We start from the raw sequence: 22,903 nt of genomic DNA on the forward strand, positions 1-22,903 counted from the left end.
CCATGTTGACTTGGTTGGCTGAGTTCAGCCCTTACTTCAGCCCCCTCAATATCTTCCGCTACATCACGTTCCGCACCGGCGGCGCGACGGCAACGGCTCTGCTCTTCGTGTTCCTGTTCGGACCGGCGATCATTTCGCTCCTTCGCCTGAAGCAGGGCAAGGGGCAGCCGATCCGCGAGGACGGTCCGCAATCGCATCTTCTCACTAAACGCGGCACGCCGACCATGGGCGGGTTGATGATCATGGCGGGCGTACTTGTCTCGGCGTTGCTCTGGGCGAACCTCGCTAATCCTTATGTCTGGATCGTGATTTTCGTCACAGTGGGCTTTGGCGGCATCGGCTTCTATGACGACTATCTCAAAGTTACGAAGCAGTCGCACAAAGGCTTTTCCGGCCGCTCGCGCCTCGCCATCGAGGCGGCGATTGCGGCGATTGCCTGTATCGCGATTTCCTATGTCGAAGCGCCCGGCCTCGCCAACAAACTGGTCCTGCCGTTCTCGAAGGAACTGATCTTCAATCTCGGCTGGTTCTACATCGTCTTCGCGGGCTTCGTGATCGTCGGCGCAGGCAATGCGGTGAACATCACCGATGGTCTCGACGGTCTTGCCATCGTGCCGGTGATGATCGCAGCTGGAACCTTCGGCTTCATCGCCTATCTCGCGGGCAACGCCGTCTTCGCCAATTACCTGCAGATCCATTTCGTGCCCGGCACCGGCGAACTCGCGGTGATCTGTGGCGCGCTGATCGGCGCGGGCATCGGCTTCCTCTGGTTCAACGCGCCTCCGGCCCAGATCTTCATGGGCGATACGGGCTCGCTCGCTCTCGGTGGACTTCTCGGCACGATTGCTGTCGCCACGAAGCACGAGATCGTGCTCGCCATCGTCGGCGGTCTCTTCGTGCTGGAGATCATGTCCGTGATCATCCAGGTTGCGTCCTTCAAGCTCACCGGCAAGCGCGTCTTCAAGATGGCGCCGATCCATCACCACTTTGAGCAACTCGGCTGGACCGAGCCGCAGGTGGTCATCCGCTTCTGGATCATCGCCGTGGTGCTGGCTCTCGTCGGCCTCTCGACCCTCAAGCTGCGGTAAGCCGATGACGCCCGTCACGATCCTCTCAGGTAAAACAGTTGCGCTCTTCGGCCTCGGCGGTTCGGGGCTTGCGACAACGCTTGCCCTGAAAGAGGGCGGGGCGCATGTGATCGCCTGCGACGATAATCCGGCGAAGATGGCGGAGGCTGAAGGGAAGGGCATTGAGACAGGCGATCTGCGCCTCATTGACTGGTCGAAGGTCGCAGCGCTGGTTCTGTCGCCCGGCGTCCCGCTCACCCATCCCGAGCCGCATTGGTCCGCGAAGCTGGCGAAGGAAGCCGGCGTCGAGATCATCGGCGATATCGAACTGTTCTGCCGTGAGCGCGCGAAAATCGCGCCGAACGCGCCCTTCGTCGCGATCACCGGAACCAACGGCAAGTCCACTACGACGGCTCTAATCGCGCATATCCTCCGCGAAGCTGGCCTGGACGTGCAGATGGGCGGCAATATCGGCACGGCGATCCTTTTGCTCGATCCGCCTGCTGAAAATCGCATCCACGTAATCGAGTGCTCATCGTTCCAGATCGATCTCGCACCCTCGCTCAGCCCGAGCGTCGGCGTTCTTCTCAATATCTCGCCGGATCACCTCGACCGGCATGGGACGATGGAGGATTACGCGGCAATCAAGGAGCGGCTGGTTGCTGCCTCTCAGATTGCTATCATTGGGGTTGACGATGAACTGAGCATGGCGGTTTTCTTGCGCTTGTCAGAGGCTGGCAAGAAAGTGGTTGGCATCAGCGCTGAGTCCGATGAATTAGTCACCATCAATGCACTCAATGGAATCGTGACGGCTTACCAACACGGCGAGTTCGAGGAAGTTGTCGACCTAGAAGGTATCGCTTCCCTGAGAGGGCAGCATAATGCGCAGAATGCAGCAGCCGCGGTTGCCGTGGTCTTGCAACTTGGCTTGAGCGAAAAGATAATTGCCGAGGCTGTGCGCTCATTCCCAGGTCTTCCTCATCGCATGGAAGAGGTTGGTAGTCGCGGGAATGCGCTCTTCATCAACGATTCCAAAGCCACCAACGCCGATTCTACGGAGAAGGCGCTCAAGTCCTTCGACAACATCCTCTGGATTCTCGGCGGCAAGGCCAAGGAAGGCGGCATCGAGCCGCTGCGTGACTATTTTCCGAAAATCCGCAAGGCGTACCTGATCGGTGCGTCTGCGGAGGATTTTGCCGGGACGCTCGGTGACGACGTGCCTTATGTGCGCAGCGAAACGCTCGACAAGGCTGTCGAACAGGCGGCCTCGGATGCAGCAGTCATGAACGGTCCGTCGGTCGTTCTGCTCTCTCCTGCCTGCGCGTCCTACGATCAGTTTCCTAATTTCGAAGTGCGCGGAAATCGCTTCCGCGAATTGGTTCGGGCCTTGCCCGGTATTGAGGCCAAGGGGGCCTAAAGAGATGGTGTCGCGCGCGGAACGCTCGGCTTTCAGCGATTGGTGGTGGACCGTCGACCGGCTGCTTCTGGCGGCGCTTGCGATCCTCGTGCTCGCCGGTCTCGTCTTTCTCATGGCAGGCGGCCCGCCCGTCGCGGAGCGGCTGGGGCTCTCGACCTTCCACTTCGTGAACCGCCAGGCGATGTTCCTTCTGCCTGCGTTGCTCATCATGTTGCCGGTCTCGTTCCTGTCCTTGCGCCATATCCGGCGTCTGGCGCTGCTGGTTTATATCGGCGGCATGGCGCTGATCATGCTGGCCTTCCAGTTCGGTCCCGAGATCAAGGGCGCACATCGCTGGATCGTCATCGGCCCGCTCGGTATCCAGCCGTCGGAGTTCGTGAAGCCAGCCTTCGTTGTGCTCGCTGCCTGGGCCTTCTCGGAAGGCGCGCGGCGCAAGGACATGCCGGGGGCACTGATGGCGCTGCTGCTCCTGCCCGCTACGATCATCCCGCTCATCATGCAGCCGGATTTCGGCCAGACCATGCTCGTCACCATCGTGTGGTGCGGCCTCTTCTTCGTGGCCGGCCTGCACTGGTTCTGGGTGATGGGGCTCGGTGGCGCGGGCCTGCTCGGCATTGTTGCGGCCGTTGAATTTCTGCCGCACGTGCGGGCACGTTTCGAGCGCTTCCTCGACAAGGATTCCGGCGATACGTTCCAGGTCGACACCGCGATGGAATCCTTCTCGCGCGGCGGCTGGCTCGGGCGTGGCCCCGGCGAGGGCACAGTCAAGCGTATCCTGCCCGACGCGCATACCGACTTCATCTTCGCCGTCACGGCGGAAGAGTTCGGCATCGTCGTGTGCCTGTGCCTGCTGATGCTCTTCGCCTTCATCGTGCTGCGTGGCCTCATGCTCGCCAAGCGCAGCGAGGACACGTTCTGCCGCCTCGCTGCGACGGGCCTCGTCCTCATGTTCGGGCTGCAGGCCTGCATCAACATGATGGTGAACGTCCATCTCATGCCGGCGAAAGGCATGACGCTGCCGTTCATCTCCTATGGTGGCTCCTCGCTGATGTCGCTGGCGCTCGCCATGGGCTTCCTCATCGCGCTCACGCGCCGCCGCCCGCGCGCCGAGATGATGGAGAACTTCAACCAGGATTGGCCGCGCGGATGAGTGCTCCCCTCATCCTCCTGACCGCCGGCGGAACGGGCGGGCATCTGTTTCCCGCCGAGGCCTTGGCGAATGCGCTGAAGGCGCAAGGCCTTCGCGTGGCGCTTGCCACCGACAAGCGCGCCAATGCCTATGCCGGCTCCTTCCCGGCGGATGAAATCGTGGAGATCCCGTCCGCCACTCCGTCCGGCCGCTCAGTGCCGCAGATCGTGAAGGCGGCTCTGCTGCTCGCGCAAGGCACCTTGAGAGCCACTTCAGTGATCCGCCGCATGAAGCCCGCCGTCGTCGTGGGCTTCGGCGGCTATCCCACCGTGCCGCCGGTGATCGCAGCCTCGCTTATGAAGGTGCCTACAGTCATTCATGAGGCGAATGGCGTGATGGGCCGCGCGAACCGGCTGCTCGCCCGCCGTGCTTCCGTCATTGCCACGGGATTTGCCGATACCAAGGGCATACCGGCCAATGTCCCGGGGAAGGTCTTCCAGACTGGAAATCCGATCCGTCCTTCTGTTTTGGAAGCGGCAAGGCAGCCCTATACGCCGCTGACTGGCGACGGGAAGCTGCATCTTCTCGTTGTCGGCGGCAGCCAGGGCGCCCGCGTCATGAGCGATGTGGTGCCGCCTGCCGTCGAGAACCTGCCGCAAGAATTGCGCGCCCGTCTCTCCATCACCCAGCAGGCGAGGGGAGAGGATCTGGAGCGCGTGCGCGCGCAATATCAGCATCTTGGGGTCGAGTTTGAGGCGGAGCCCTTCTTCAAGGATCTGCCGCAGCGCCTTGCCAAAGCGCATCTGGTCGTATCGCGTTCAGGTGCTTCGACGGTGGCGGAACTGGCGGTTATCGGTCGTCCTTCGATCCTCGTGCCCCTGCCGGGATCGCTCGATCAGGACCAGGCGGCGAATGCGAAAACCCTTGGAGATCTTGGCGCTGCCATCGTTCTCCCGCAATCCGAGTTCACTCCTGAGCGCCTGGCGGCGGAAATCCGCGCCACTTTTCAAGAGCCTGAGCGCTTGACCAAAGCCGCTGCCGCTGCACATAGCGCCAGCATCACGGATGCGGCCGAGCGACTCGCTCGGGCCGTGCTCCAACTGATACAAACTAACAAGAACGGAATGATTTCATGAAACTGCCGCCGAAGCTTGGTCCCATTCATTTCATCGGTATCGGCGGCATTGGCATGTCTGGCATCGCCGAAGTCATGCACAATCTGGGCTACACCGTTCAGGGCTCTGACGCCGCCGACAATTACAACGTCAAGCGCCTCGAAGAGAAGGGTATCAAGACCTTCATCGGCCACAAGGCCGAGAACGTGGAGAATGCCGAGATCGTCGTGGTCTCCACCGCCATCAAGCGCGACAACCCGGAACTGATCGTCGCCCGCGAGAAGCGCCTGCCGGTCGTGCGCCGCGCCGAGATGCTTGCCGAGCTCATGCGCTTCAAATCCTGCGTCGCGGTGGCCGGCACGCACGGCAAGACGACGACCACATCGCTCGTCGCGACGCTGCTCGATGCAGGCGGCCTCGATCCGACCGTCATCAATGGCGGCATCATCAATGCCTATGGCACCAATGCCCGCATGGGTGATGGCCAGTGGATGGTGGTGGAGGCGGATGAGTCCGACGGCACGTTCCTGAAGCTTCCCGCCGACGTTGCCATCGTCACCAATATCGACGCCGAGCACCTCGATCATTTCGGCACGTTCGATGCGATAAAGGAAGCCTTCCATTCCTTCATCAACTCGATCCCATTCTACGGTTTCGCGGTGATGTGCATCGACCATCCGACGGTGCAGGATCTTGTAGGCCGCATCGAGGATCGCCGCATCATCACCTATGGCGAGAACCCGCAGGCCGATGTGCGCATCATGGATATCGACCCGCGCGGCGGGCAGACCAAGTTCCGCGTCATGATTCGCGACCGCCGTCCCGGCTTCCGCCTTGAACTCGAGGATCTTGTTCTGCCGATGCCCGGTGCACACAACGCGCTCAATGCCACGGCGGCGATTGCGGTTGCGCATGAGCTCGGCGTGTCGCCGGATGCGATCCGCAAGGCGCTCGCCGGCTTCGGCGGCGTGAAGCGCCGCTTCACCCGCACTGGCGAGTGGAACGGCGTCACCGTGTTCGACGATTACGGCCACCACCCCATCGAGATCGCGGCGGTGCTGAAAGCAGCGCGCGCCTCGACCGATGGGCAGGTGATCGCCGTGGTGCAGCCGCACCGCTATTCGCGCCTGAACTCCCTGTTCGATCAATTTTGCACCTGCTTCAACGATGCGGATGCGGTGATCGTCGCGCCGGTTTACGCCGCAGGCGAACAGCCGATCCCGGGTGCCGACCGCGATGGCCTCGTGTCGGGCCTGAAGGCGCGCGGGCATCGCAATGTGATGGCACTAGAAAAATCGGAAGATCTGGCCGGTCTCATCAAGGGCGTCGCCAAACCCGGCGATTATGTGATCTGCCTTGGCGCCGGCAACATCACCCAGTGGGCTTATGCGCTTCCGGGTGAGCTTGAGGCGCTTGGCGAGAAGGCGGCTTGATGTTCGCCGACCTGACGCCCGCCCTCAAAGCCGCCATGCCGGAGCTGCGCGGCAAGCTGGAGGCGAACGCGCCGACGGCGCCGCTGTCGTGGTTCCGCACGGGCGGGCCCGCGCAGGTGCTGTTCACGCCGGCCGATGCGGATGATCTCGCATACTTCCTGCAGCACCTGGACCGGGGCATTCCCGTTCTCGTGGTCGGTCTCGGCTCCAACCTGCTCATCCGCGACGGCGGATGGGAAGGCGTGATCATTCGGTTGGGCAAAGGTTTCGCGGAAGTCTCCGTCGAGCCGGGCCTGCGCGTTCGCGCGGGTGCGGGCGCTCCCGATGTGAAGGTAGCGCGCGCCGCGGCGGAGGCTGGCATCGCCGGCCTGTCGTTCCTGCGCGGCATTCCGGGCGCCATCGGCGGCGCGCTTCGCATGAATGGCGGCGCTTATGGCGGCGAGACGAAGGATGTGCTCGTCGAGGCCAAGGGCATTACCCGCACGGGGGAAGCGGTGTCCTTCACCAATGCGCAGATGGGGTTTACGTATCGGCACTCAAACGTGCCGGATGATGTGATCTTTACCGAAGCCCTGTTCGAAGGCCGTCCCGGCAACCCCGAAGAAATCCTCGCCGAGATGAATGCCATCACCGAGGCGCGCTCCTCCACGCAGCCCGTCAACACCCGCACGGGCGGCTCCACCTTCAAGAACCCGCCGGCCAAGAAGGCCTGGGAGCTGGTCGATGCGGCCGGATGCCGGGGCCTGCGAATCGGTGATGCGCAGGTCTCCGAGATGCATTGCAACTTCCTGATCAACCATGGCTCCGCAACGGCTGCCGAGATCGAGGGCCTTGGCGAGGAAGTCCGCCGCCGGGTCCGTGAGATGTCGGGCGTCGAGCTCGAATGGGAAATCAAGCGCGTCGGTCGCGTTCAGGCGTAAGCCTACCCCGAATCACTTTGTTAACGCCCGCCTGCTTCAGTGAGCGGGGTGCCAATCCAAGGAGCAGATCATGGCCAAGCACGTTGCCGTCCTCTATGGCGGCTGGTCGGCGGAGCGCGAAGTCAGCCTCAGCACTGGCCATTCCTGTTGCAAGGCCTTGGAAGAGCAGGGCTATAAGGTCACTCCCATCGACGTGCAGCCCGATATTGCCACCGTGCTCCAGGCGACCGCGCCGGAAGTGGTGTTCAATGCGCTCCATGGCCCGGTGGGTGAAGACGGCACGATCCAGGGTTTGCTTGAGGTTTTAAGGATTCCCTACACCCATTCGGGCGTTCTGGCCTCGGCCCTTGCCATGCAGAAGGACAAGGCGAAGCTCATCATGGCAGCTGCTGGGGTGTCGGTTCCGAAAGGCTTGGTTGTTAACAGAATGGAGGCGGCGAAAAGTCACGTTCTGCCAGCCCCCTATGTGATTAAACCGGTGAACGAGGGCTCCTCGAAGGGTGTCATCATCGTGCGCGAGGACCGCTCCCATCCCCCTCAGGAACTGCTCCGTGAGGACTGGGCTTTCGGGGATAAAGTCCTTGTAGAATCATATGTTGCGGGCCGTGAGCTGACCTGCGCGGTCATGGGTGACAAGGCCCTGGGCGTCATCGATATCAGGCCCGCCACCGGTGTCTTCTACGATTATGACGCAAAGTATGTGAAGGGCGGCTCCATTCACGTCCTCCCGGCAGAAATTAAACCGAATATTTACCAAAAGGTCCAAGAGTTGGCGTTAACGGCGCATCAAGCGCTCGGCTGTCGGGGAATCAGCCGTGCCGACTTACGGTACGATGATACTTCCGGGGGGACGGGGGAACTCGTTGTCCTGGAGGTTAACACCCAACCCGGCATGACCGAGACGAGCTTGGTGCCAGAATTGGCAGCCCACGCGGGCTATTCGTTTGGCGAGCTTGTGCAATGGATGGTGGAGGACGCTACCTGCAACCGATGACGGCCTACCCGGCCGGACGTACGGTTGCGCATGCTGCCTCCGGAGGCCGGAGGCAGTCTCCCCGAATCAAGAAATTCTTCGGCTCTTCCAAGAGCGTTCGCCGGCGGTCCGCCGGCGTTCCCATCGAGCAGCGCGTTCCGCGCTTCCTCGGCACCTATCTCGCCCTTGGTTTCTTCGCCGGCGTCGTGACGCTCGGCCTCTGGCAGGGCGGCCATCTCGACAGCTTTATCCGTGAGAACGGCCAGCCGCACCATGCGCTGGCCCGCGCTGTCGGCCTTGGGCTGGAGCAGGTCACCATCTCCGGCATCTCGCAGATCCGCGAGAACGAGGTTCTCGCCGCTGCCGGCATCAATTCGAAGCTGTCTCTGGCGTTCCTCGACGTGAACGATCTGCGCGAGCGCCTCGAGCGCGTGCCGCTGATCAAGTCTGCTACCGTGCGCAAGCTCTATCCCAACGAGCTGGTGATCGGTCTCACCGAGCGTGAACCGCATGCTCTCTGGCAGAACAACGGCGAGCTGTTCATCATCGCCGCCGACGGCACCGTGATCGACCTCATGCAGGACGAGCGCTTCGTCGATCTGCCCTTCGTGGTGGGCGAGAACGCGAATACACGCAGCAAGGAGTATTTCGCGCTTCTCGATGCCGCCGGTCCGCTCAAGAGCCGCATCCGTGCCGGCACGCTCGTCGCCGGTCGCCGCTGGACGCTCAAGATGGACAACGGCATGGATGTGCGCCTGCCGGAACTCGGTGCTGCCCAGGCCATGGCGCGGCTCGCGAAGCTCGAAAACGAGCAGAAGATTTTGGAAAAGGACGTTCTGGCGGTCGATCTGCGGATAGTGGATCGCGTCGTGGTTCGTCTGTCGGAAGAAGCGGCTCTGGCACGCGCCGAGTCGCTCAAGAAGAAGCCAATGCGCGGCAAGGGTATCGACACATGAGTCTCTCGGGTCACGGGCTGACACCGCGTTTGAAGCCGCTCTCGGCACGCAAGAGCGCCATCCTCTCGGTTCTCGATATCGGGACGAGCAAGGTGGTCTGCGTGGTCGCCGAGCTGAAGCCGGCGGATGAGGTTGAATCGCTGCGCAGCCGCACTCATGTGGCGCGCATTCTCGGTATCGGGCATCAGCGCTCGGCGGGCCTCAAGGGCGGCGTCGTGGTGGATCTCGAAGCGGCCGAAACAGCGATCCGTCAGGCGGTTCACGCCGCCGAGCGGATGGCGAAGGTCGAGATCCAGTCGGTGATCGTCAACCTCACCGGCGGCCGTATGGCCTCCGAGCATTTCGATGCCCAAGTGCCGGTGCGCGGCGCTGTGGGCGAAGGTGATGTGCATCGCGTGCTCGATGCCGCTTCCGATTACGATCTGCGCCGGGGCAGGGCGGTTCTTCACGCGCTGCCGACGGGTTTCTCTCTCGATCAGCAGCACCACATCGTGGACCCCGCCGGCATGATCGGCGAACGTCTCGGCGTGGACCTCCACGTCGTCACCTCGGAAGCCGCTGCCGCACGCAATCTCATGATCGCGGTCGAGCGCTGCCATCTGGGTGTCGAGGCGGTGATTTCCTCTCCTTACGCGTCCGGTCTCTCGGCGCTCGTGGACGACGAAGCCGATATGGGCTGCGCGGTCGTCGACATGGGTGCGGGCACCACGAGCGTGGGCATCTTCTCCAACGGGCATCTGGTTCATACCGATGCCGTCGCCGTCGGCGGTCACCACGTGACCATGGACATCGCGCGCGGTCTCACGACCCGCGTGTCCGCAGCCGAGCGGCTGAAAACACTCTACGGCTCCGCGATCTCTTCGAGCGCGGACGACCGGGACATGATCGCGGTGCCGCAGGTCGATGAGGACGAACGTGACGTTCCGAACCATCTGCCCAAGTCGCACCTCGTTCGCATCATCAAGCCGCGGGTCGAGGAAATCCTCGAACTCGTGCGCGACCGCCTGAAGAGCGCGGGCTTCGCGGCCCAAGCCGGACGGCGCGTGGTGCTGACGGGCGGCGCAAGCCAGCTCGTCGGGCTGCCGGAAACGGCACGCCGAATCCTGCAGGGCCAGGTTCGTGTCGGGCGTCCGCTCGGCATCAAGGGCCTGCCGGAAGCGGCGAAGGGCCCCGCTTTTTCGGCGGTGGTCGGTCTCCTGGTTTACCCCCAGGTGGCGCATATCGAGTATTTCGAGCCGCGCTCGAGCGGCTTGTTTCAGAGTACGGGAACCGACGGCTACTTCTCGCGGGTGGGCCGGTGGATTCGCGATAGTTTTTAAAGCGTAACGCGATGACGCGGCGGGTCATTGCGAGAGTTCCAAGTCAACAAAAGTAAGCGTCGGCCAAACGCTGTCAGTGAAAAAGGCCAAAGAGGCACAGGTCATGGCAATCAATCTGCAATCTCCGGACATCCGGGAACTCAAGCCGCACATCACCGTTTTCGGCGTCGGTGGCGCTGGCGGCAACGCCGTCAACAACATGATCGAGTCCGGTCTTGAGGGCGTCGAGTTCGTGGTGTCGAACACCGATGCGCAGGCCCTGGCCTCCTCCAAGGCTCCCCGCGTGATCCAGATGGGCATTCAGGTCACGGAAGGCCTCGGTGCCGGCTCGCAGCCGGAAGTCGGCCGCGCCGCAGCTGAAGAGGTGATCGACGAGATCCGCGATCAGCTTGCCGGCTCCCACATGGTGTTCATCACCGCCGGCATGGGCGGCGGCACCGGCACGGGCGCTGCCCCGGTCGTGGCCCGCGCGGCCCGCGAGCTCGGTATACTGACGGTTGGCGTCGTGACGAAGCCGTTCCAGTTCGAGGGCGTGCGCCGCATGAAGTTGGCTGAGGCCGGCATCGCCGAGCTGCAGCAGGCCGTCGATACGCTCATCGTCATCCCGAACCAGAACCTCTTCCGCGTCGCCACGGAAAAGACGACCTTCGCGGACGCCTTCGCCATGGCCGACCAGGTGCTCTACTCGGGCGTCGCCTGCATCACCGACCTGATGGTGAAGGAAGGCCTCATCAACCTCGACTTCGCCGATGTGCGCTCCGTCATGCGCGGCATGGGCAAGGCCATGATGGGCACGGGCGAAGCTTCCGGCGAGAAGCGCGCGATCCGCGCCGCCGAGGCCGCCATCGCGAACCCGCTCCTCGACGACGTGTCGATGAAGGGGGCTCGCGGCCTGCTGATCTCGATCACGGGCGGCAATGACCTCACCCTCTACGAACTCGACGAAGCCGCCACCCGCATCCGCGAGGAAGTGGACCAGGATGCCAACATCATCCTCGGCGCGACCTTCGACGAGAGTCTGGAAGGCATCATCCGCGTGTCCGTGGTGGCCACCGGCATCGACCACGCCCTCCTGGAAAACGGCGGCGACATCTCCGCCACCGAGCAGCGGATTTCCGAGGTGGCCGAGCGTCTTCGCGCCGAAGCCCGGGCCCGTGCCACGCACACCCAGGCCGTGCCGACCTTTCGTGCCAACCCCCAGCTTGCCGAGCCGGTGAGGGCCGCTCAGATCCTGACGGAAGGAACCCCGGTTCTGGCTCCGGCTCCGGTTGCCATGGAGCCCGCTCCGCAGCCGGTGGTTCGTGACGACGTGATCCTCACCCCCGCCCAGCCGCGTCAGACCATGGCCTACGAGGCTCCGGCCCCGCAGCAGCCCGTCTATGAAGAGCCGATGCAGCAGGATGCCTTCATCCCGCCGCAGGCCGAGCGCGCCATGCGCCCCGCCCGCATGCCCCGGATCGATGAGCTGCCGATCCCGGCCCAGAACCAGATCCGCGCCAGCCGTGGCGAGATCGATCCGGTTCAGGAGCACAAGCCGTCCCTGATCCAGCGTCTGGCCACAATGGGCTTCGGACGTCGTGAAGAGGCACAGCATGCCCCGGTCGAGCAGGCTCCGCGCCAGGAGGCTCCGCGCCAGCAGATGTCTCCGGTTCACGCCGAATACGCCCGCCGCCCGGTTCCCCAGGCGCAGCGTCCGGCTCAAGGACCTGCCCAGCGCGGCATGGAAGATGACCAGCTGGAGATTCCGGCCTTCCTCCGCCGGCAGGCGAACTAAGTTCGAGCATCGGACCTAAAAGCAGATTCGCGCTTTTGGGCCCACCAGGCGCTCCAGCTTAGCCGGAACTGTTACAAGCTTGGCCCCCGGTCGCCCCGCGATCGGGGGCTTCGCTTTTAAACTCCTTCTTTAACAAAGGGTTAAGACTTATCCGCTCTGTAACAGAACGTAAGAAAGCGTGATTTGGCCTAGCTGGCACAGCCGACTATGTTGCCCCTATCCAAAAGGGCAGGGGTGTTAATCCCCGTCCGCCAATTCAGTGATTTTACTACAGCGAACGCCGGTAGCCGCCTGAGGGTGCATCCACCAAGTGGCGATCTTGTTCGAGGTTCAGAGATAATGAAGCAAAGCCATCAAACCACGCTCCGCGCAGCCGTTACCCTGGTCGGAATCGGCGTCCATTCGGGAGATGAGGTGAGGATGATCCTCCACCCTGCGGAGGTGAACCATGGCATTGCCTTCCTGCGTACCGGCCTCCCGGGGGGTATGGACCGTCTCATCGATGCCCGCCATCTGGCTGTGACGGCCACCGAACTCTGCACCGTGATCGGCGATCGCGAGAGCGGCGCCGTGGCCACCATCGAACACCTCATGGCTGCACTGAGCGGTCTCGGCATCGACAACGTGCTCGTCGAGATCGACGGACCGGAAGTGCCGATTCTCGATGGCAGCTCCGCTCCCTTCATCGATGCGATCGATCAGGTCGGCATCGCCGTCCAGGGCGCGACCCGCCGCTATCTCAAAGTTCTCAGGCCTGTCCGCATCGAGCAGGGCAGGGCTTTCGCCGAGCTTCTCCCCAACGAGCGCGCCTTCCGCCTCGATGTGGAAATCGATTTCCCTACGGCCGTGATCGGTCGTCAGCGCAAGATCGTCGATCTCAGCCCCTCCGTGTTCCGCCGTGACATCTCCCGCGCCCGCACCTTCGGCTTCATGAAGGATGTGGAAAAGCTGTGGAGCGCCGGCTTCGCCCTGGGTGCTTCGCTCGATAACACCGTCGCCATCGGCGAGGACGGGATCATGAATCCCGAAGGCCTCCGCTATGCCGACGAGTTCGTGCGCCATAAGCTTCTGGATGCTGTCGGCGACCTGTCCCTCGCGGGCCTGCCGCTGCTCGGGACCTACCGCTCCTATTGCGGCGGTCACCGCATGAACTTCTCGGTGCTTGAGGCCCTGTTCTCAAGCCGCGCCAACTACGCCATTGTGGATGCGGTCCCCCGCCGCGAGACGGGATATGCGGAAGTCGGCAGCGCGGCCATGACGGCCTTCGCGCAGGAAATTCACTAATCCTTCTTATCGAAGGAAGCATCGGATGGAGCCTAAAAGTGCAAATACACTTTTGGGTCCGATGCTTTCGCGCCCATTGGCCGCACTCTTTCCTGCGGCCTGAATCGATCACATTGGGTAAAGCTGTTGCGATGGGGTTGGCTCTTGACCCCCGCATAGGTTAAAGAACCTGTGGTGCATCGTTTAAAAATCACCAAGCACGGATTTTGGAGGACCGCGAAGCCATGTCTTTCGCGAAGCTTTACTTGAGCTTGAGGGCCGCTGCGGGGCGCACGCTGCTGATCGGCGCCTGCGGCTTGGCGCTCGCCGGCTGCGATACCCTTTCGTCGATCAATCCTTTCGACAAGAGCGAAACCTACAAGCCGGAGGTCGTCGCCGACGTCCCGGCCGAGCAGATCTACAATGACGGCCTTGCCCGCATTCAGAGCCGGGATTTCGAAGGCGCCGCCAAGAAGTTCAACAGCCTGGATCGCCAGTACCCCTATTCGGACTGGGCGCGCAAAGGGCTGATCATGGAGGCCTATGCCACCTACGAGGGCGGCATGTATGAGGAATCCATCACGGCCTCGAAGCGCTACCTTCAGCAGCACCCGAATACCTCGGATGCGGCCTACGCGCAGTATCTGATGGCGTCGTCCTATTACGATCAGATCCCGGATATCACCCGCGACCAGGAAAAGTCCGAGCGCGCCATCCTCGCGCTGCAGGAGCTGATCCAGCGCTATCCCAGCTCCGAATACGTCGCCGATGCCAAGAAGAAGATCCAGGTGGCCAGCGACCAGCTTGCGGGCAAGGAGATGGAAGTCGGACGCTTCTACCTGCAGAAGCGTAACTATTCCGGCGCCATCAACCGTTTCCGCACCGTGGTTTCGCGCTATCAGACGACCCGCCATTCGGAAGAGGCTCTCGAGCGTCTCACCGAGGCCTATATGGCTATGGGCATCGTCAGCGAGGCGCAGACCGCGGCAGCCGTTCTCGGACACAACTTCCCTGACAGTCCTTGGTACAAGGACGCCTATGCCCTGCTGACCAAGGGCGGCGTTGAGCCGCGCGAGGACTCCCAGTCCTGGATCAGCAAGGCGTTCCGTGGCGTCCCCCAGGTCGGTCAGCGGGCGGGGTAAGCCTCACCACACATGCTGATCCAGCTGGCGATACGCGACATCGTCCTCATCGACAGGCTTGAGCTTCATTTCCACGAGGGCCTCAGCGTCCTCACGGGTGAAACCGGGGCTGGTAAATCCATCCTGCTCGATGCTTTTGCACTGGCCCTTGGCGGACGCGGCGACGGTAGCCTCGTACGCCATGGTGAGTCTCAGGGACAAGTCACGGCTGTCTTCGACTGCCCCATGGACCATCCGGCCCGCCGGATCGCGTATGAATCCGACATCGATATCGACGGGGATCTGATCCTCCGCCGCGTTCAGGTGGCGGACGGGCGCACTCGCGCCTTTGTGAACGATCAGCCCGTGAGCGTGCAGGTGCTCAAGGCTATCGGCTCGACCCTCGTCGAGATCCATGGCCAGCACGATGACCGCGCCCTCGTCGATCCCGTAACGCACCGCGCCATTCTCGATGCCTTCGGTGGCCTCGGTGACGAGCTGCAGGCTGTCGGCGATGCGTCGCGCCGGGTTCGCGATGCGCGCACCGCCTTGCACGAACACCGCAAGCGTATCGAGAAGGCCCGCAAGGAAGCTGACTTCCTGCGCCATGCGGTCGAGGAGCTGACGAAGCTCAACCCTCAGGCGGGCGAGGAGGAAGCCCTCGCCGAACGCCGCGTTGTCATGATGCAATCCGAGAAGGTGGCCCAGGATCTCAACGAGGCCTTCGAGGCCGTTGCGGGCACATCCTCGCCCGTTCCGGAACTCTCCGCCGCCTTGCGCAAGCTCGAGCGCCGCAGCGCACAGGCTCCGACGCTCGTGGAATCCAGCGTGCGCGCCCTCGATGCGGCTCTCGTTGCCATCGACGAGGCTCGTGCGGCCTTGGAAGAAGCAATCCGTGCCACGGAGTACGACCCCCGGGAGTTGGAGCAGACCGAGGAGCGCCTGTTCGCCCTTCGCGCGGCCGCCCGCAAATATGATGTGCCCGCCGACGAGCTGGCCACCCTGCGCCAGCGTTTCGAGGCGGACGTCACAGCCATCGACGCCGGCGAGGAGCAGCTGGTCGGGCTGGAAAAGACCCTCAAGGACGCCGATCAGGCCTATCTCGCCGCCGCCAAGAAGCTCTCTGCCGGGCGCAAGAAGGCTGCTCAAGCCCTCGATGCCGCCGTCCAGGCCGAGCTGCCGCCTCTGAAGCTGGAACGGGCGAAGTTCATCACCGAGATCAATACGGATGAGGACAGCCGCGATCCTGCGGGCTTCGAGCGTGTCGAGTTCTGGGCCCAGACCAATCCGGGCACCCGTCCCGGCCCCCTCATGAAGGTGGCGTCCGGCGGCGAGCTTTCCCGCTTCATGCTGGCCCTGAAGGTGGTGCTGGCGGACAAGGGTTCGGCCCCGACCCTGGTCTTCGATGAAATCGATACCGGCGTCGGCGGTGCCGTGGCGGATGCCATCGGCCAGCGCCTCGCACGCCTGTCGCGCCGTGTGCAGGTCATGGCCGTCACCCATGCCCCGCAGGTGGCCGCCCGCGCTCAGACTCACTTCCTCATCGCCAAGGAAGGCGTTCGCGATGCCGAAGACCGCGTCGCCACCCGCGTCGTGCCTCTGGAAGCCGCGCCGCGCCGCGAGGAAATCGCCCGCATGCTCGCCGGTGCCACAATTACCGAGGAGGCGAGAGCCGCCGCGGCGCGCCTGCTGGAAGCCGCTGCCCATTAAGGCATCGCACGCAAAAGCGGATCCAGCTTTGCGCGCGAACGACGCTCCAATTCAGAGAAAGCATCGGAGCGATCCAAAAAGGGCAAATCCGCTTTTTGGTCCGATGCCGTAGTGAACGCGCAGGGGGCATGTCGTTAGGCCCCTATCGAAATCCGCTAAAGCCGGTTAACTAGCCGAATAAGGATTGGGGCACATGCAGGCGCTTCAATCCGGAGGCGGTGCAATGCCGCTTCTGAAGCTTATCCATCCAATGCCGGGGCTTCATCCTTGTGAGGCACGAACCTGTCCCAGCCGTCGGTCTGAAGCGTAAGCCCGCTCTGTGGCTTCTCGTGTTGATCACGTTTACCGGCACCTTAGCGATGCACATGTTCGTCCCTGCGCTCCCGGTCGCCGCGCAGGATCTTGGCGCCAGCATCGCCGCCATGCAAATGACGATCAGCCTCTATATTCTGGGCTTGGCCTTCGGCCAGCTGATCTACGGTCCTCTTTCCGATTGTTTCGGGCGCAGGCCCATCCTGATGGTAGGGCTTGTCCTCTACACCGCGGCCGGGGTCGCCGCGGCCCTGGCTCCTGACGTCTACGCCTTGATCGCCGCACGCCTTTTCCAGGCTCTCGGAGGCTGTGCCGGCCTGGTCCTGGGGCGCGCGATGGTGCGGGATATTTCGGGTCCGGAGGCTGCCGCCAGGCAGCTTGCCGTCATGAATTTGATCGTCGTCGTCGGTCCGGCCCTGGCGCCGCTCTTCGGTGGATTGCTCGCCACCACCTTCGGCTGGCGGTCCATCTTCCTGCTGCTCGTGGCGCTCGGCTCCGCGAATATCCTGTGCGCATGGCGGCTCCTGCCGGAAACCGGACAGCCTTCGGGCACGATCAGCGTTCTCTCCCTGGGGCGCAATTACAAGGGACTTCTGAGCTCTCGAAGGTTCCTTGGCTATACGATCGGGGGGAGTTGTGCGACGACCTCAGGTTATGCCTTTATCGCGGCATCTCCCTTCATCTTCGAGGAGCTGGGCCGTCCTGCCCATGAAGTCGGGATAGCGCTTGCATTGCTGGCGGTGGGTGCCTCCATCGGCAGTGCCCTTGCCAGCCGACTCATCGGCAGAGTGAGGATGGAACGGCTCATGATCGGTGCCAATGCACTGAGCACCTCTGCTGCTTTGGTGCTTCTCGGCCTCGTTCTGCTGGGGATGGTCAATGTGTTCTCTGCGGTCGGGCTGATGGTCCTGTTCACGATGGGAGCAGGCCTGTCGAGCCCGGCTGCCTTGACCAAGGCTGTCAGCGTCAATCCCAGGCTGATCGGTTCGGCGTCGGGGCTTTATGGGTTCGCGCAAATGGCTGTCGGGGCCATCTGCACATCTTTATCCGGCCTGGGTCATGACCCCGCGCTTGCGGCGGCATCTGTACTGGCGGGGGCGGGACTGATCAGCCAGGCCGCCTTCTGGATCGCTCTGCGGCACGAAGCAAGCGCTGAGGCCTAGGCGGGAATTATATAGGCGCTGAACCCCTGGAGAGTCGCGGCCAAGGCGCTATGGTTCATTCAACCGCAACCTCGATTCGACCATGCCCTCAAAAAACGCACCCTCCCTGAAGCCTGTCGATGAAATGACGCCCACTGAGGCGCGTGCCGAGCATGAGGCGCTGAGCGCCGAGATCGCGGAGCATGACCGGCGGTATTACGAAGAGGATGCGCCGAGCGTCTCGGATGCGGAATACGACAGTTTGCGCAAGCGCTACGAGGCGTTGGAGGGATTGTTTCCCGAACTGAAGAGTACAGAGAGCCTGACGCAGAAGGTGGGCTCCAAGGCTTCGGAAAAATTCGCCAAGGTCCGCCACCGCGTGCCCATGCTCTCGCTCGCGAACGGCTTCGCGGACGAGGAAGTGGAGGAGTTCGTCGAGCGCATCCGCCGCTTCCTGCAGTGGAAGACCGAGGCGCCGTTGTATTTTACCGCCGAGCCCAAGATCGACGGCCTTTCGCTCAGCATCCGCTACGAGAAGGGTAAGCTCGTCACCGCCGCCACCCGTGGCGATGGGACGGAAGGCGAAGATGTGACGAGCAATGCCCGCACCGTAGGCGACATTCCACATGTGCTCAAAGGTACGAACATTCCCGATGTCCTGGAGGTGCGTGGCGAGGTCTATCTCTCGCACAAGGATTTCGCCGCCATCAACGAGCGGCAGGAAGCGGCTGGCAAGCCGCTCTTCGCGAACCCGCGCAATGCGGCGGCGGGTAGCCTGCGCCAGCTCGATCCCAATATCACGAAGTCGCGCCCGCTCTGCTTCTTCGCCTATGCCTGGGGCGAGGTGAGCGAGATGCCAGCGGGTACTCAGCACGGCATGATGGAAGCGCTGAGAGGTTTCGGCTTCAAGGTCAACAAGCTCACGCGCCGCTGCGCCAGCATCGCCGAGATGCTCGAACATTACCATGCCATCGAAACGGACCGCGCCAATCTGGGCTACGATATCGATGGCGTCGTCTACAAGGTCGACGATCTCGGTCTTCAGCAACGCCTAGGCTTCGTCTCGCGCTCGCCGCGCTGGGCGCTGGCGCACAAATTCCCCGCGCAGAAGGCGGTGACGGTGCTGGAAGACATCGAGATCAATGTGGGCCGCACGGGTTCGCTCAATCCGATCGCGCGGTTGCGGCCCGTTACCGTGGGCGGCGTCGTCGTGTCGAACGCGACCCTGCACAACGAAGATTATATCAAGGGCATCGGCGGCAATGGCGAGAAGATTCGCGACGGCGTCGATATCCGCATCGGTGACACGGTCATCATCAACCGCGCGGGCGACGTGATCCCGAAGGTGCTCGACGTGGTGTTGGAGAAGCGCCCGGCGGATGCGAAACCCTACGAATTCCCCACGCAATGTCCGGCCTGCGGCAGCCATGCTGTGCGGGAGGTCAATCCGCGCACGGGCAAGGAGGATGCGGTGCGCCGCTGCACGGGCGGTCTCATCTGTCCGGCACAGGCGCGTGAGCGCTTGAAGCATTTCGTGTCGCGCAACGCCTTCGACATCGAAGGCATGGGTGAACAGCGCATCGACGAATTCTACGAAGAAGGATTGGTGCAGCGTCCTCAGGATATCTTCACGCTCGCCGAGCGCAATGCGCGCAGCCTCAAGCGTCTGGAGAACCGTGAGGGCTGGGGCGAAACCAGCGTCAAAAACCTTTTCGCCGCCATCGAGGCACGGCGTTCGATCTCACTCAACCGCCTCATCTTCGCGCTCGGCATCCCGCATATCGGCGACACATCCGCGCGGCTGCTCGCGCGCCATTTCGGCACGTTCGAGGCCTTGCGCGAAGCGGCGAAGGCCGCGGCCGATCCAGCATCGGAAGAGCATGCGGATATTACCTCCATCGGCGGCATCGGGCCCGTCGTGGCGGAAGCCGTCGTCGAGTTCTTCAAGGAAGAGCACAACGAAGAAATGCTCGATGCATTGCTGGCGCAGGTAAAGCCTGAGCCGATGGAAGTGCCTACGATCACCCATTCGCCCGTTGCCGGAAAGATTGTGGTCTTCACCGGCTCGCTGGAGCAGATGACCCGCGAGGAGGCCAAGGCCATGGCCGAGCGGCTCGGCGCCAAGGTGGCGGGCTCCGTCTCCAAGAAAACCGATATCGTCGTGGCGGGACCGGGGGCAGGCTCGAAGCTCGCGAAAGCGGCAGAGCTTGGCGTGCAGGTCATGGATGAGGATGGATGGTTCGCCCTCGTCGGAAGGAATGGCGCGTGAATCCGTCAAGCCCATCGCAAACATATCGCCGTGAGCTGAAAGCCGGGTTGCGCGACATCGCGCCCATAATGGTCGCGGCGCTTCCCATCGGGCTGCTCTTCGGCGCGGTGGCTGCTTCCAAGGGCCTATCGTGGCTCGAAGTCATGATCATGTCCGCTACGGTCTTCGCGGGGGGCGCGCAATTCGCGGCTATCGAGGCCTGGGCTCATCCGGCGCTCATTGCGGCATTGGCCTTCGCGACGCTGCTCATCAATGCGCGTCATGTGCTGATGGGCGCATCTCTTTCGCCCAAGGTGGAGATGTCGCGGACACAGAAATTTCTCGCTTTCTTCTTCCTGACCGACGAGGCCTGGGCTTTGTCGGAGCGCCGTGCGCTCGAACGCCCCGTGACAGGCGCTTATTGGGCCGCCATGGCCGTCCTATTGTGGGCGAACTGGACCCTGTCCACGACCGTTGGTGCCGTGCTCGGCTCATTCCTCGGCGATCCGGCGCGGATCGGTGCGGATTTTGCTTTCACCGCGCTCTTCATCGGGCTCGTGGCCGGGTTCGGGCGAAGCCGCGTGACATTGATCACGGTCGGGGTCAGCGCAGCCGTCGCGGCGCTCGTGCATTATTTCATCGGCGCGCCATGGCATGTGGCATCCGGCGCGTTGGCCGGCATTGCGGCGGCCTATCTTGCGGCCCCGAAGGAACCACGGTCATGAGCCTCGACATGACGACGCTGCTCGCCATCATCGCCATGGCTGTGGTGACCTACTTCACGCGTGTCGCCGGCCTCTTCGTTGCGGACCGTCTCGTGCTGACGGGCCGCGCGAAAGCAGCATTCGACGCTATTCCACCCGCCGTGCTCGTTTCCGTCATCGCGCCGACTGCGCTGACGACGGGATGGGCGGAGGCATTGGCCGCCGCCATCACTGCTATCGTCGCTTTCCGGTTGCCGCTGCTCGCGACAATCGCCGTCGGTGTGGTGTCGGTCGTGGTGTTGCGGAATCTGATCTAGGCGATAGGCTTCGTCGCATTCTCCAGCCACGCCCGCGTCTCTGCATCGAGATGCGGCGCGATCTTCTCGCGCACGGCGGCATGATAGGTGTTGAGCCACGCGATCTCGTGCGCGTTCATGATGGAGGGTTCCACCAGGCGCAGATCGATTGGCGTGAAGGTGAGGGTCTCGAAGCCGAACATCTCGCGGTCGCCGCCGGGGATCGTGCGCGGCTCTACGAGGATCAGGTTCTCGATGCGGATGCCGTATTCGCCAGCCTTGTAGAAGCCCGGCTCATTCGACAGCATCATGCCGATTTCGAGCGGCGTGTGCCCCGTCTTCGCGATGCGCTGCGGACCCTCATGGACGGAGAGATAGCTGCCGATGCCGTGGCCGGTGCCGTGATCGAAATCGAGACCGGCTTCCCAGAGAGGCTTGCGCGCGAAAGCGTCGATCTGCGCGCCTGTCGTGCCTTTCGGGAACACCGCCCGCGCAATGGCGATATGGCCCTGCAGCACGCGGGTGAAACGGTCCTTCATCTCAGGGCTGGGCTCGCCCACGATGATTGTGCGTGTGATGTCGGTGGTGCCGTCCTCGTATTGCGCGCCGGAATCGATGAGGAAGATCTGGTTGAGTTCAAGCTTGCGGTTGCTGGAGCTCGTGACCCGGTAATGGGGCAGGGCAGCGTTGGGGCCCGCGCCCGAGATGCTGGGGAAGGAGATGTTCTTGAGTGCGCCCGTCTCTACGCGGCTGGCTTCGAGCGCCTCGACCACGTCGATTTCCGTCAATTGGCCCTTCGGAGCTTCGCGGTCGAGCCAGGCGAGGAAGCGAGCGACCGCCACCCCGTCACGCAGATGAGCCGTGCGCGAGCCTGCAATCTCGGCGTTGTTCTTCACGGCCTTCATGAGAGCGATAGGATCGGCTCCCACATCCACCGTTCCTCCTGCCGCTTCTATGCGGCGGATCAGGGCGACGGCACCGGTCGTGGAATCGATGCGGACCTTGCCGCCCTTCTGGCCCAGCGCATCGAGTGCGCTCTGGAATGAAGTCATCGGGGCGAACTCCGCGAGATCGCCGACTGCGTCTCCCGCTTCGTTGGTGATCTTCGCCGGGTCGAAGAAAAGAGTTGCGCGGCCGGTTTTCGGCACCACCGCATAGCCAAGGGGCAGGGGCGTGTACCCCACATCCCCGCCACGCAGATTGAAAGCCCAGGCCAGGTTGTGGGGGTCCGAGATCACCAGCGCGTCGAGCTTCGCCTCGGTCATCTTCCTGCGGATGCGCTCCAGCTTCGCCTCGGAGGTCTCGCCCGCATGATCGAGCGGATGGGGCCGCACGGGTGCTTGCGGCGGGGCAGGGCGGTCGATCCAGATCACGTCGACGAGGTTCATATCCACCGGGGCCAGCTTGCCACCCGCCCGCTGGACGGCCTTCTCCAGGCGCTTCAGGCCATCACTCGTGTGCAGCCAGGGGTCGTAAGCCAGAACGCCGCCCTCGGGCAGGTTCGCCGTAATCCAGTCTTCCGGAGTTTGGTCGGCAAGCTGAACGGGTGTGATGACGGAGGTGTCCACCTGCTCGGCAGCCTGAACCGTATAGCGCCCATCCACTACGAGAGCCGCCTTGTCCTGCAGGATGACGGCGGTGCCGGCCGAGCCGGCGAATCCGGTCAGCCAGGACAGGCGCTCGGCGCTTCTCGGAACGTACTCGCCCTGGTGTTCGTCGGCGCGGGGGATAATGAACCCGTCGAAGCCCCGGCGGCTCAGCTCTGCCCGCAGCTTGGCGATATGGGCAGGCCCCTGGGCAGGAGAGGTCGTATCGTCGAAGAATTGAAACTGAGCCATCCGAAGCAGCACCGATCGTCAGGTTTGAGGAAAGGCAGCACGCTATGCTGGAGCGGCAGAGCCTGCAACTGCAATCAAAGGCCGAAAATTTGCCCAGAAAGAAACCCTGTTGCTCACGTGTTATGCAACGAGTGCCTATTCATTAATGCTTGGTGGCGATGCGCTG

The 22,903-nt window shown here is 63.1% G+C and carries 18 protein-coding genes; 17 read left to right on the forward strand and 1 reads right to left on the reverse strand.

Annotation, left to right across the window (positions count from 1 at the left end; genetic code table 11):
- Positions 1 to 2: 2 nt before the first annotated feature.
- The 17 genes from mraY to AB4Y85_RS04920 all read left to right on the forward strand — a co-directional run bounded on the left by mraY (position 3) and on the right by AB4Y85_RS04920 (position 20,920).
- Positions 3 to 1,088: a phospho-N-acetylmuramoyl-pentapeptide-transferase gene (gene mraY / locus AB4Y85_RS04840; RefSeq protein ID WP_441983733.1), complete on the forward strand. Its 1,086-nt coding sequence runs from the start codon at positions 3 to 5 to the stop codon at positions 1,086 to 1,088.
- Between the two features lie 4 nt (positions 1,089 to 1,092).
- Positions 1,093 to 2,484 (forward strand): UDP-N-acetylmuramoyl-L-alanine--D-glutamate ligase, encoded by a 1,392-nt coding sequence (murD, locus tag AB4Y85_RS04845; protein ID WP_441983734.1) that lies wholly within the window; start codon positions 1,093 to 1,095, stop codon positions 2,482 to 2,484.
- A gap of 4 nt (positions 2,485 to 2,488) precedes the next feature.
- Positions 2,489 to 3,634: an FtsW/RodA/SpoVE family cell cycle protein gene (locus AB4Y85_RS04850; protein WP_441983735.1), complete on the forward strand. Its 1,146-nt coding sequence runs from the start codon at positions 2,489 to 2,491 to the stop codon at positions 3,632 to 3,634.
- Complete coding sequence (murG, locus tag AB4Y85_RS04855) at positions 3,631 to 4,749, forward strand: undecaprenyldiphospho-muramoylpentapeptide beta-N-acetylglucosaminyltransferase (protein ID WP_441983736.1); 1,119 nt, start codon at positions 3,631 to 3,633, stop codon at positions 4,747 to 4,749. The genes AB4Y85_RS04850 and murG overlap by 4 nt, the downstream gene beginning before the upstream one ends.
- Positions 4,746 to 6,161: a UDP-N-acetylmuramate--L-alanine ligase gene (murC, locus tag AB4Y85_RS04860; RefSeq protein ID WP_441983737.1), complete on the forward strand. Its 1,416-nt coding sequence runs from the start codon at positions 4,746 to 4,748 to the stop codon at positions 6,159 to 6,161. Before murG ends, murC begins: the two co-directional genes overlap by 4 nt.
- Positions 6,161 to 7,081 (forward strand): UDP-N-acetylmuramate dehydrogenase, encoded by a 921-nt coding sequence (gene murB, locus AB4Y85_RS04865; protein WP_441983738.1) that lies wholly within the window; start codon positions 6,161 to 6,163, stop codon positions 7,079 to 7,081. Before murC ends, murB begins: the two co-directional genes overlap by 1 nt.
- 70 nt (positions 7,082 to 7,151) lie before the next feature.
- Positions 7,152 to 8,075 (forward strand): D-alanine--D-alanine ligase, encoded by a 924-nt coding sequence (locus AB4Y85_RS04870; RefSeq protein WP_441983739.1) that lies wholly within the window; start codon positions 7,152 to 7,154, stop codon positions 8,073 to 8,075.
- Positions 8,042 to 9,010, forward strand: a complete 969-nt coding sequence (locus tag AB4Y85_RS04875; RefSeq protein WP_441983740.1) for a cell division protein FtsQ/DivIB — start codon at positions 8,042 to 8,044, stop codon at positions 9,008 to 9,010. Before AB4Y85_RS04870 ends, AB4Y85_RS04875 begins: the two co-directional genes overlap by 34 nt.
- A complete protein-coding gene (gene ftsA / locus AB4Y85_RS04880; RefSeq protein WP_441983741.1) occupies positions 9,007 to 10,329 on the forward strand; it encodes a cell division protein FtsA in 1,323 nt (440 codons plus the stop codon). Before AB4Y85_RS04875 ends, ftsA begins: the two co-directional genes overlap by 4 nt.
- Positions 10,330 to 10,432: 103 nt before the next feature.
- Complete coding sequence (gene ftsZ, locus AB4Y85_RS04885; protein WP_441983742.1) at positions 10,433 to 12,103, forward strand: cell division protein FtsZ; 1,671 nt, start codon at positions 10,433 to 10,435, stop codon at positions 12,101 to 12,103.
- A 339-nt stretch (positions 12,104 to 12,442) separates the two neighbouring features.
- Positions 12,443 to 13,387 carry a UDP-3-O-acyl-N-acetylglucosamine deacetylase gene (gene lpxC / locus AB4Y85_RS04890; protein ID WP_441983743.1) on the forward strand — a complete coding sequence of 315 codons (945 nt, stop codon included), beginning with the start codon at positions 12,443 to 12,445 and terminating at the stop codon, positions 13,385 to 13,387.
- Between the two features lie 224 nt (positions 13,388 to 13,611).
- The gene (locus AB4Y85_RS04895) at positions 13,612 to 14,508 is read left to right on the forward strand and encodes an outer membrane protein assembly factor BamD (protein ID WP_441983744.1); all 897 of its coding nucleotides are present in this window, start codon (positions 13,612 to 13,614) and stop codon (positions 14,506 to 14,508) included.
- 12 nt (positions 14,509 to 14,520) lie between these two features.
- The gene (recN, locus tag AB4Y85_RS04900) at positions 14,521 to 16,197 is read left to right on the forward strand and encodes a DNA repair protein RecN (RefSeq protein ID WP_441983745.1); all 1,677 of its coding nucleotides are present in this window, start codon (positions 14,521 to 14,523) and stop codon (positions 16,195 to 16,197) included.
- A gap of 269 nt (positions 16,198 to 16,466) precedes the next feature.
- The gene (locus tag AB4Y85_RS04905) at positions 16,467 to 17,672 is read left to right on the forward strand and encodes a multidrug effflux MFS transporter (RefSeq protein ID WP_441983746.1); all 1,206 of its coding nucleotides are present in this window, start codon (positions 16,467 to 16,469) and stop codon (positions 17,670 to 17,672) included.
- Between the two features lie 82 nt (positions 17,673 to 17,754).
- The gene (ligA, locus tag AB4Y85_RS04910) at positions 17,755 to 19,920 is read left to right on the forward strand and encodes an NAD-dependent DNA ligase LigA (protein WP_441983747.1); all 2,166 of its coding nucleotides are present in this window, start codon (positions 17,755 to 17,757) and stop codon (positions 19,918 to 19,920) included.
- The gene (locus AB4Y85_RS04915; RefSeq protein WP_441983748.1) at positions 19,917 to 20,624 is read left to right on the forward strand and encodes an AzlC family ABC transporter permease; all 708 of its coding nucleotides are present in this window, start codon (positions 19,917 to 19,919) and stop codon (positions 20,622 to 20,624) included. The genes ligA and AB4Y85_RS04915 overlap by 4 nt, the downstream gene beginning before the upstream one ends.
- The gene (locus AB4Y85_RS04920) at positions 20,621 to 20,920 is read left to right on the forward strand and encodes an AzlD family protein (RefSeq protein ID WP_441983749.1); all 300 of its coding nucleotides are present in this window, start codon (positions 20,621 to 20,623) and stop codon (positions 20,918 to 20,920) included. The genes AB4Y85_RS04915 and AB4Y85_RS04920 overlap by 4 nt, the downstream gene beginning before the upstream one ends.
- On the opposite strand, the gene AB4Y85_RS04925 is transcribed toward AB4Y85_RS04920, so the two are convergent.
- Positions 20,917 to 22,737 (reverse strand): aminopeptidase P family protein, encoded by a 1,821-nt coding sequence (locus AB4Y85_RS04925; RefSeq protein WP_441983750.1) that lies wholly within the window; start codon positions 22,735 to 22,737, stop codon positions 20,917 to 20,919. The genes AB4Y85_RS04920 and AB4Y85_RS04925 overlap by 4 nt on opposite strands.
- Positions 22,738 to 22,903: the final 166 nt, after the last annotated feature.

Origin of the sequence: Microvirga sp. 2YAF29, assembly GCF_052114605.1 — a bacterium.
GTDB lineage: Bacteria > Pseudomonadota > Alphaproteobacteria > Rhizobiales > Beijerinckiaceae > Microvirga.

Bases quoted from the DNA above. Each gene is read 5' to 3' on its own strand.
- mraY (WP_441983733.1), top strand. From the start codon at position 3: ATGTTGACTTGGTTGGCTGAGTTCAGCCCTTACTTCAGCCCCCTCAAT.
- murD (WP_441983734.1), top strand. From the start codon at position 1,093: ATGACGCCCGTCACGATCCTCTCAGGTAAAACAGTTGCGCTCTTCGGC.
- AB4Y85_RS04850 (WP_441983735.1), top strand. From the start codon at position 2,489: ATGGTGTCGCGCGCGGAACGCTCGGCTTTCAGCGATTGGTGGTGGACC.
- murG (WP_441983736.1), top strand. From the start codon at position 3,631: ATGAGTGCTCCCCTCATCCTCCTGACCGCCGGCGGAACGGGCGGGCAT.
- murC (WP_441983737.1), top strand. From the start codon at position 4,746: ATGAAACTGCCGCCGAAGCTTGGTCCCATTCATTTCATCGGTATCGGC.
- murB (WP_441983738.1), top strand. From the start codon at position 6,161: ATGTTCGCCGACCTGACGCCCGCCCTCAAAGCCGCCATGCCGGAGCTG.
- AB4Y85_RS04870 (WP_441983739.1), top strand. From the start codon at position 7,152: ATGGCCAAGCACGTTGCCGTCCTCTATGGCGGCTGGTCGGCGGAGCGC.
- AB4Y85_RS04875 (WP_441983740.1), top strand. From the start codon at position 8,042: ATGGATGGTGGAGGACGCTACCTGCAACCGATGACGGCCTACCCGGCC.
- ftsA (WP_441983741.1), top strand. From the start codon at position 9,007: ATGAGTCTCTCGGGTCACGGGCTGACACCGCGTTTGAAGCCGCTCTCG.
- ftsZ (WP_441983742.1), top strand. From the start codon at position 10,433: ATGGCAATCAATCTGCAATCTCCGGACATCCGGGAACTCAAGCCGCAC.
- lpxC (WP_441983743.1), top strand. From the start codon at position 12,443: ATGAAGCAAAGCCATCAAACCACGCTCCGCGCAGCCGTTACCCTGGTC.
- AB4Y85_RS04895 (WP_441983744.1), top strand. From the start codon at position 13,612: ATGTCTTTCGCGAAGCTTTACTTGAGCTTGAGGGCCGCTGCGGGGCGC.
- recN (WP_441983745.1), top strand. From the start codon at position 14,521: ATGCTGATCCAGCTGGCGATACGCGACATCGTCCTCATCGACAGGCTT.
- ligA (WP_441983747.1), top strand. From the start codon at position 17,755: ATGCCCTCAAAAAACGCACCCTCCCTGAAGCCTGTCGATGAAATGACG.
- AB4Y85_RS04920 (WP_441983749.1), top strand. From the start codon at position 20,621: ATGAGCCTCGACATGACGACGCTGCTCGCCATCATCGCCATGGCTGTG.
- AB4Y85_RS04925 (WP_441983750.1), bottom strand. From the start codon at position 22,737: ATGGCTCAGTTTCAATTCTTCGACGATACGACCTCTCCTGCCCAGGGG.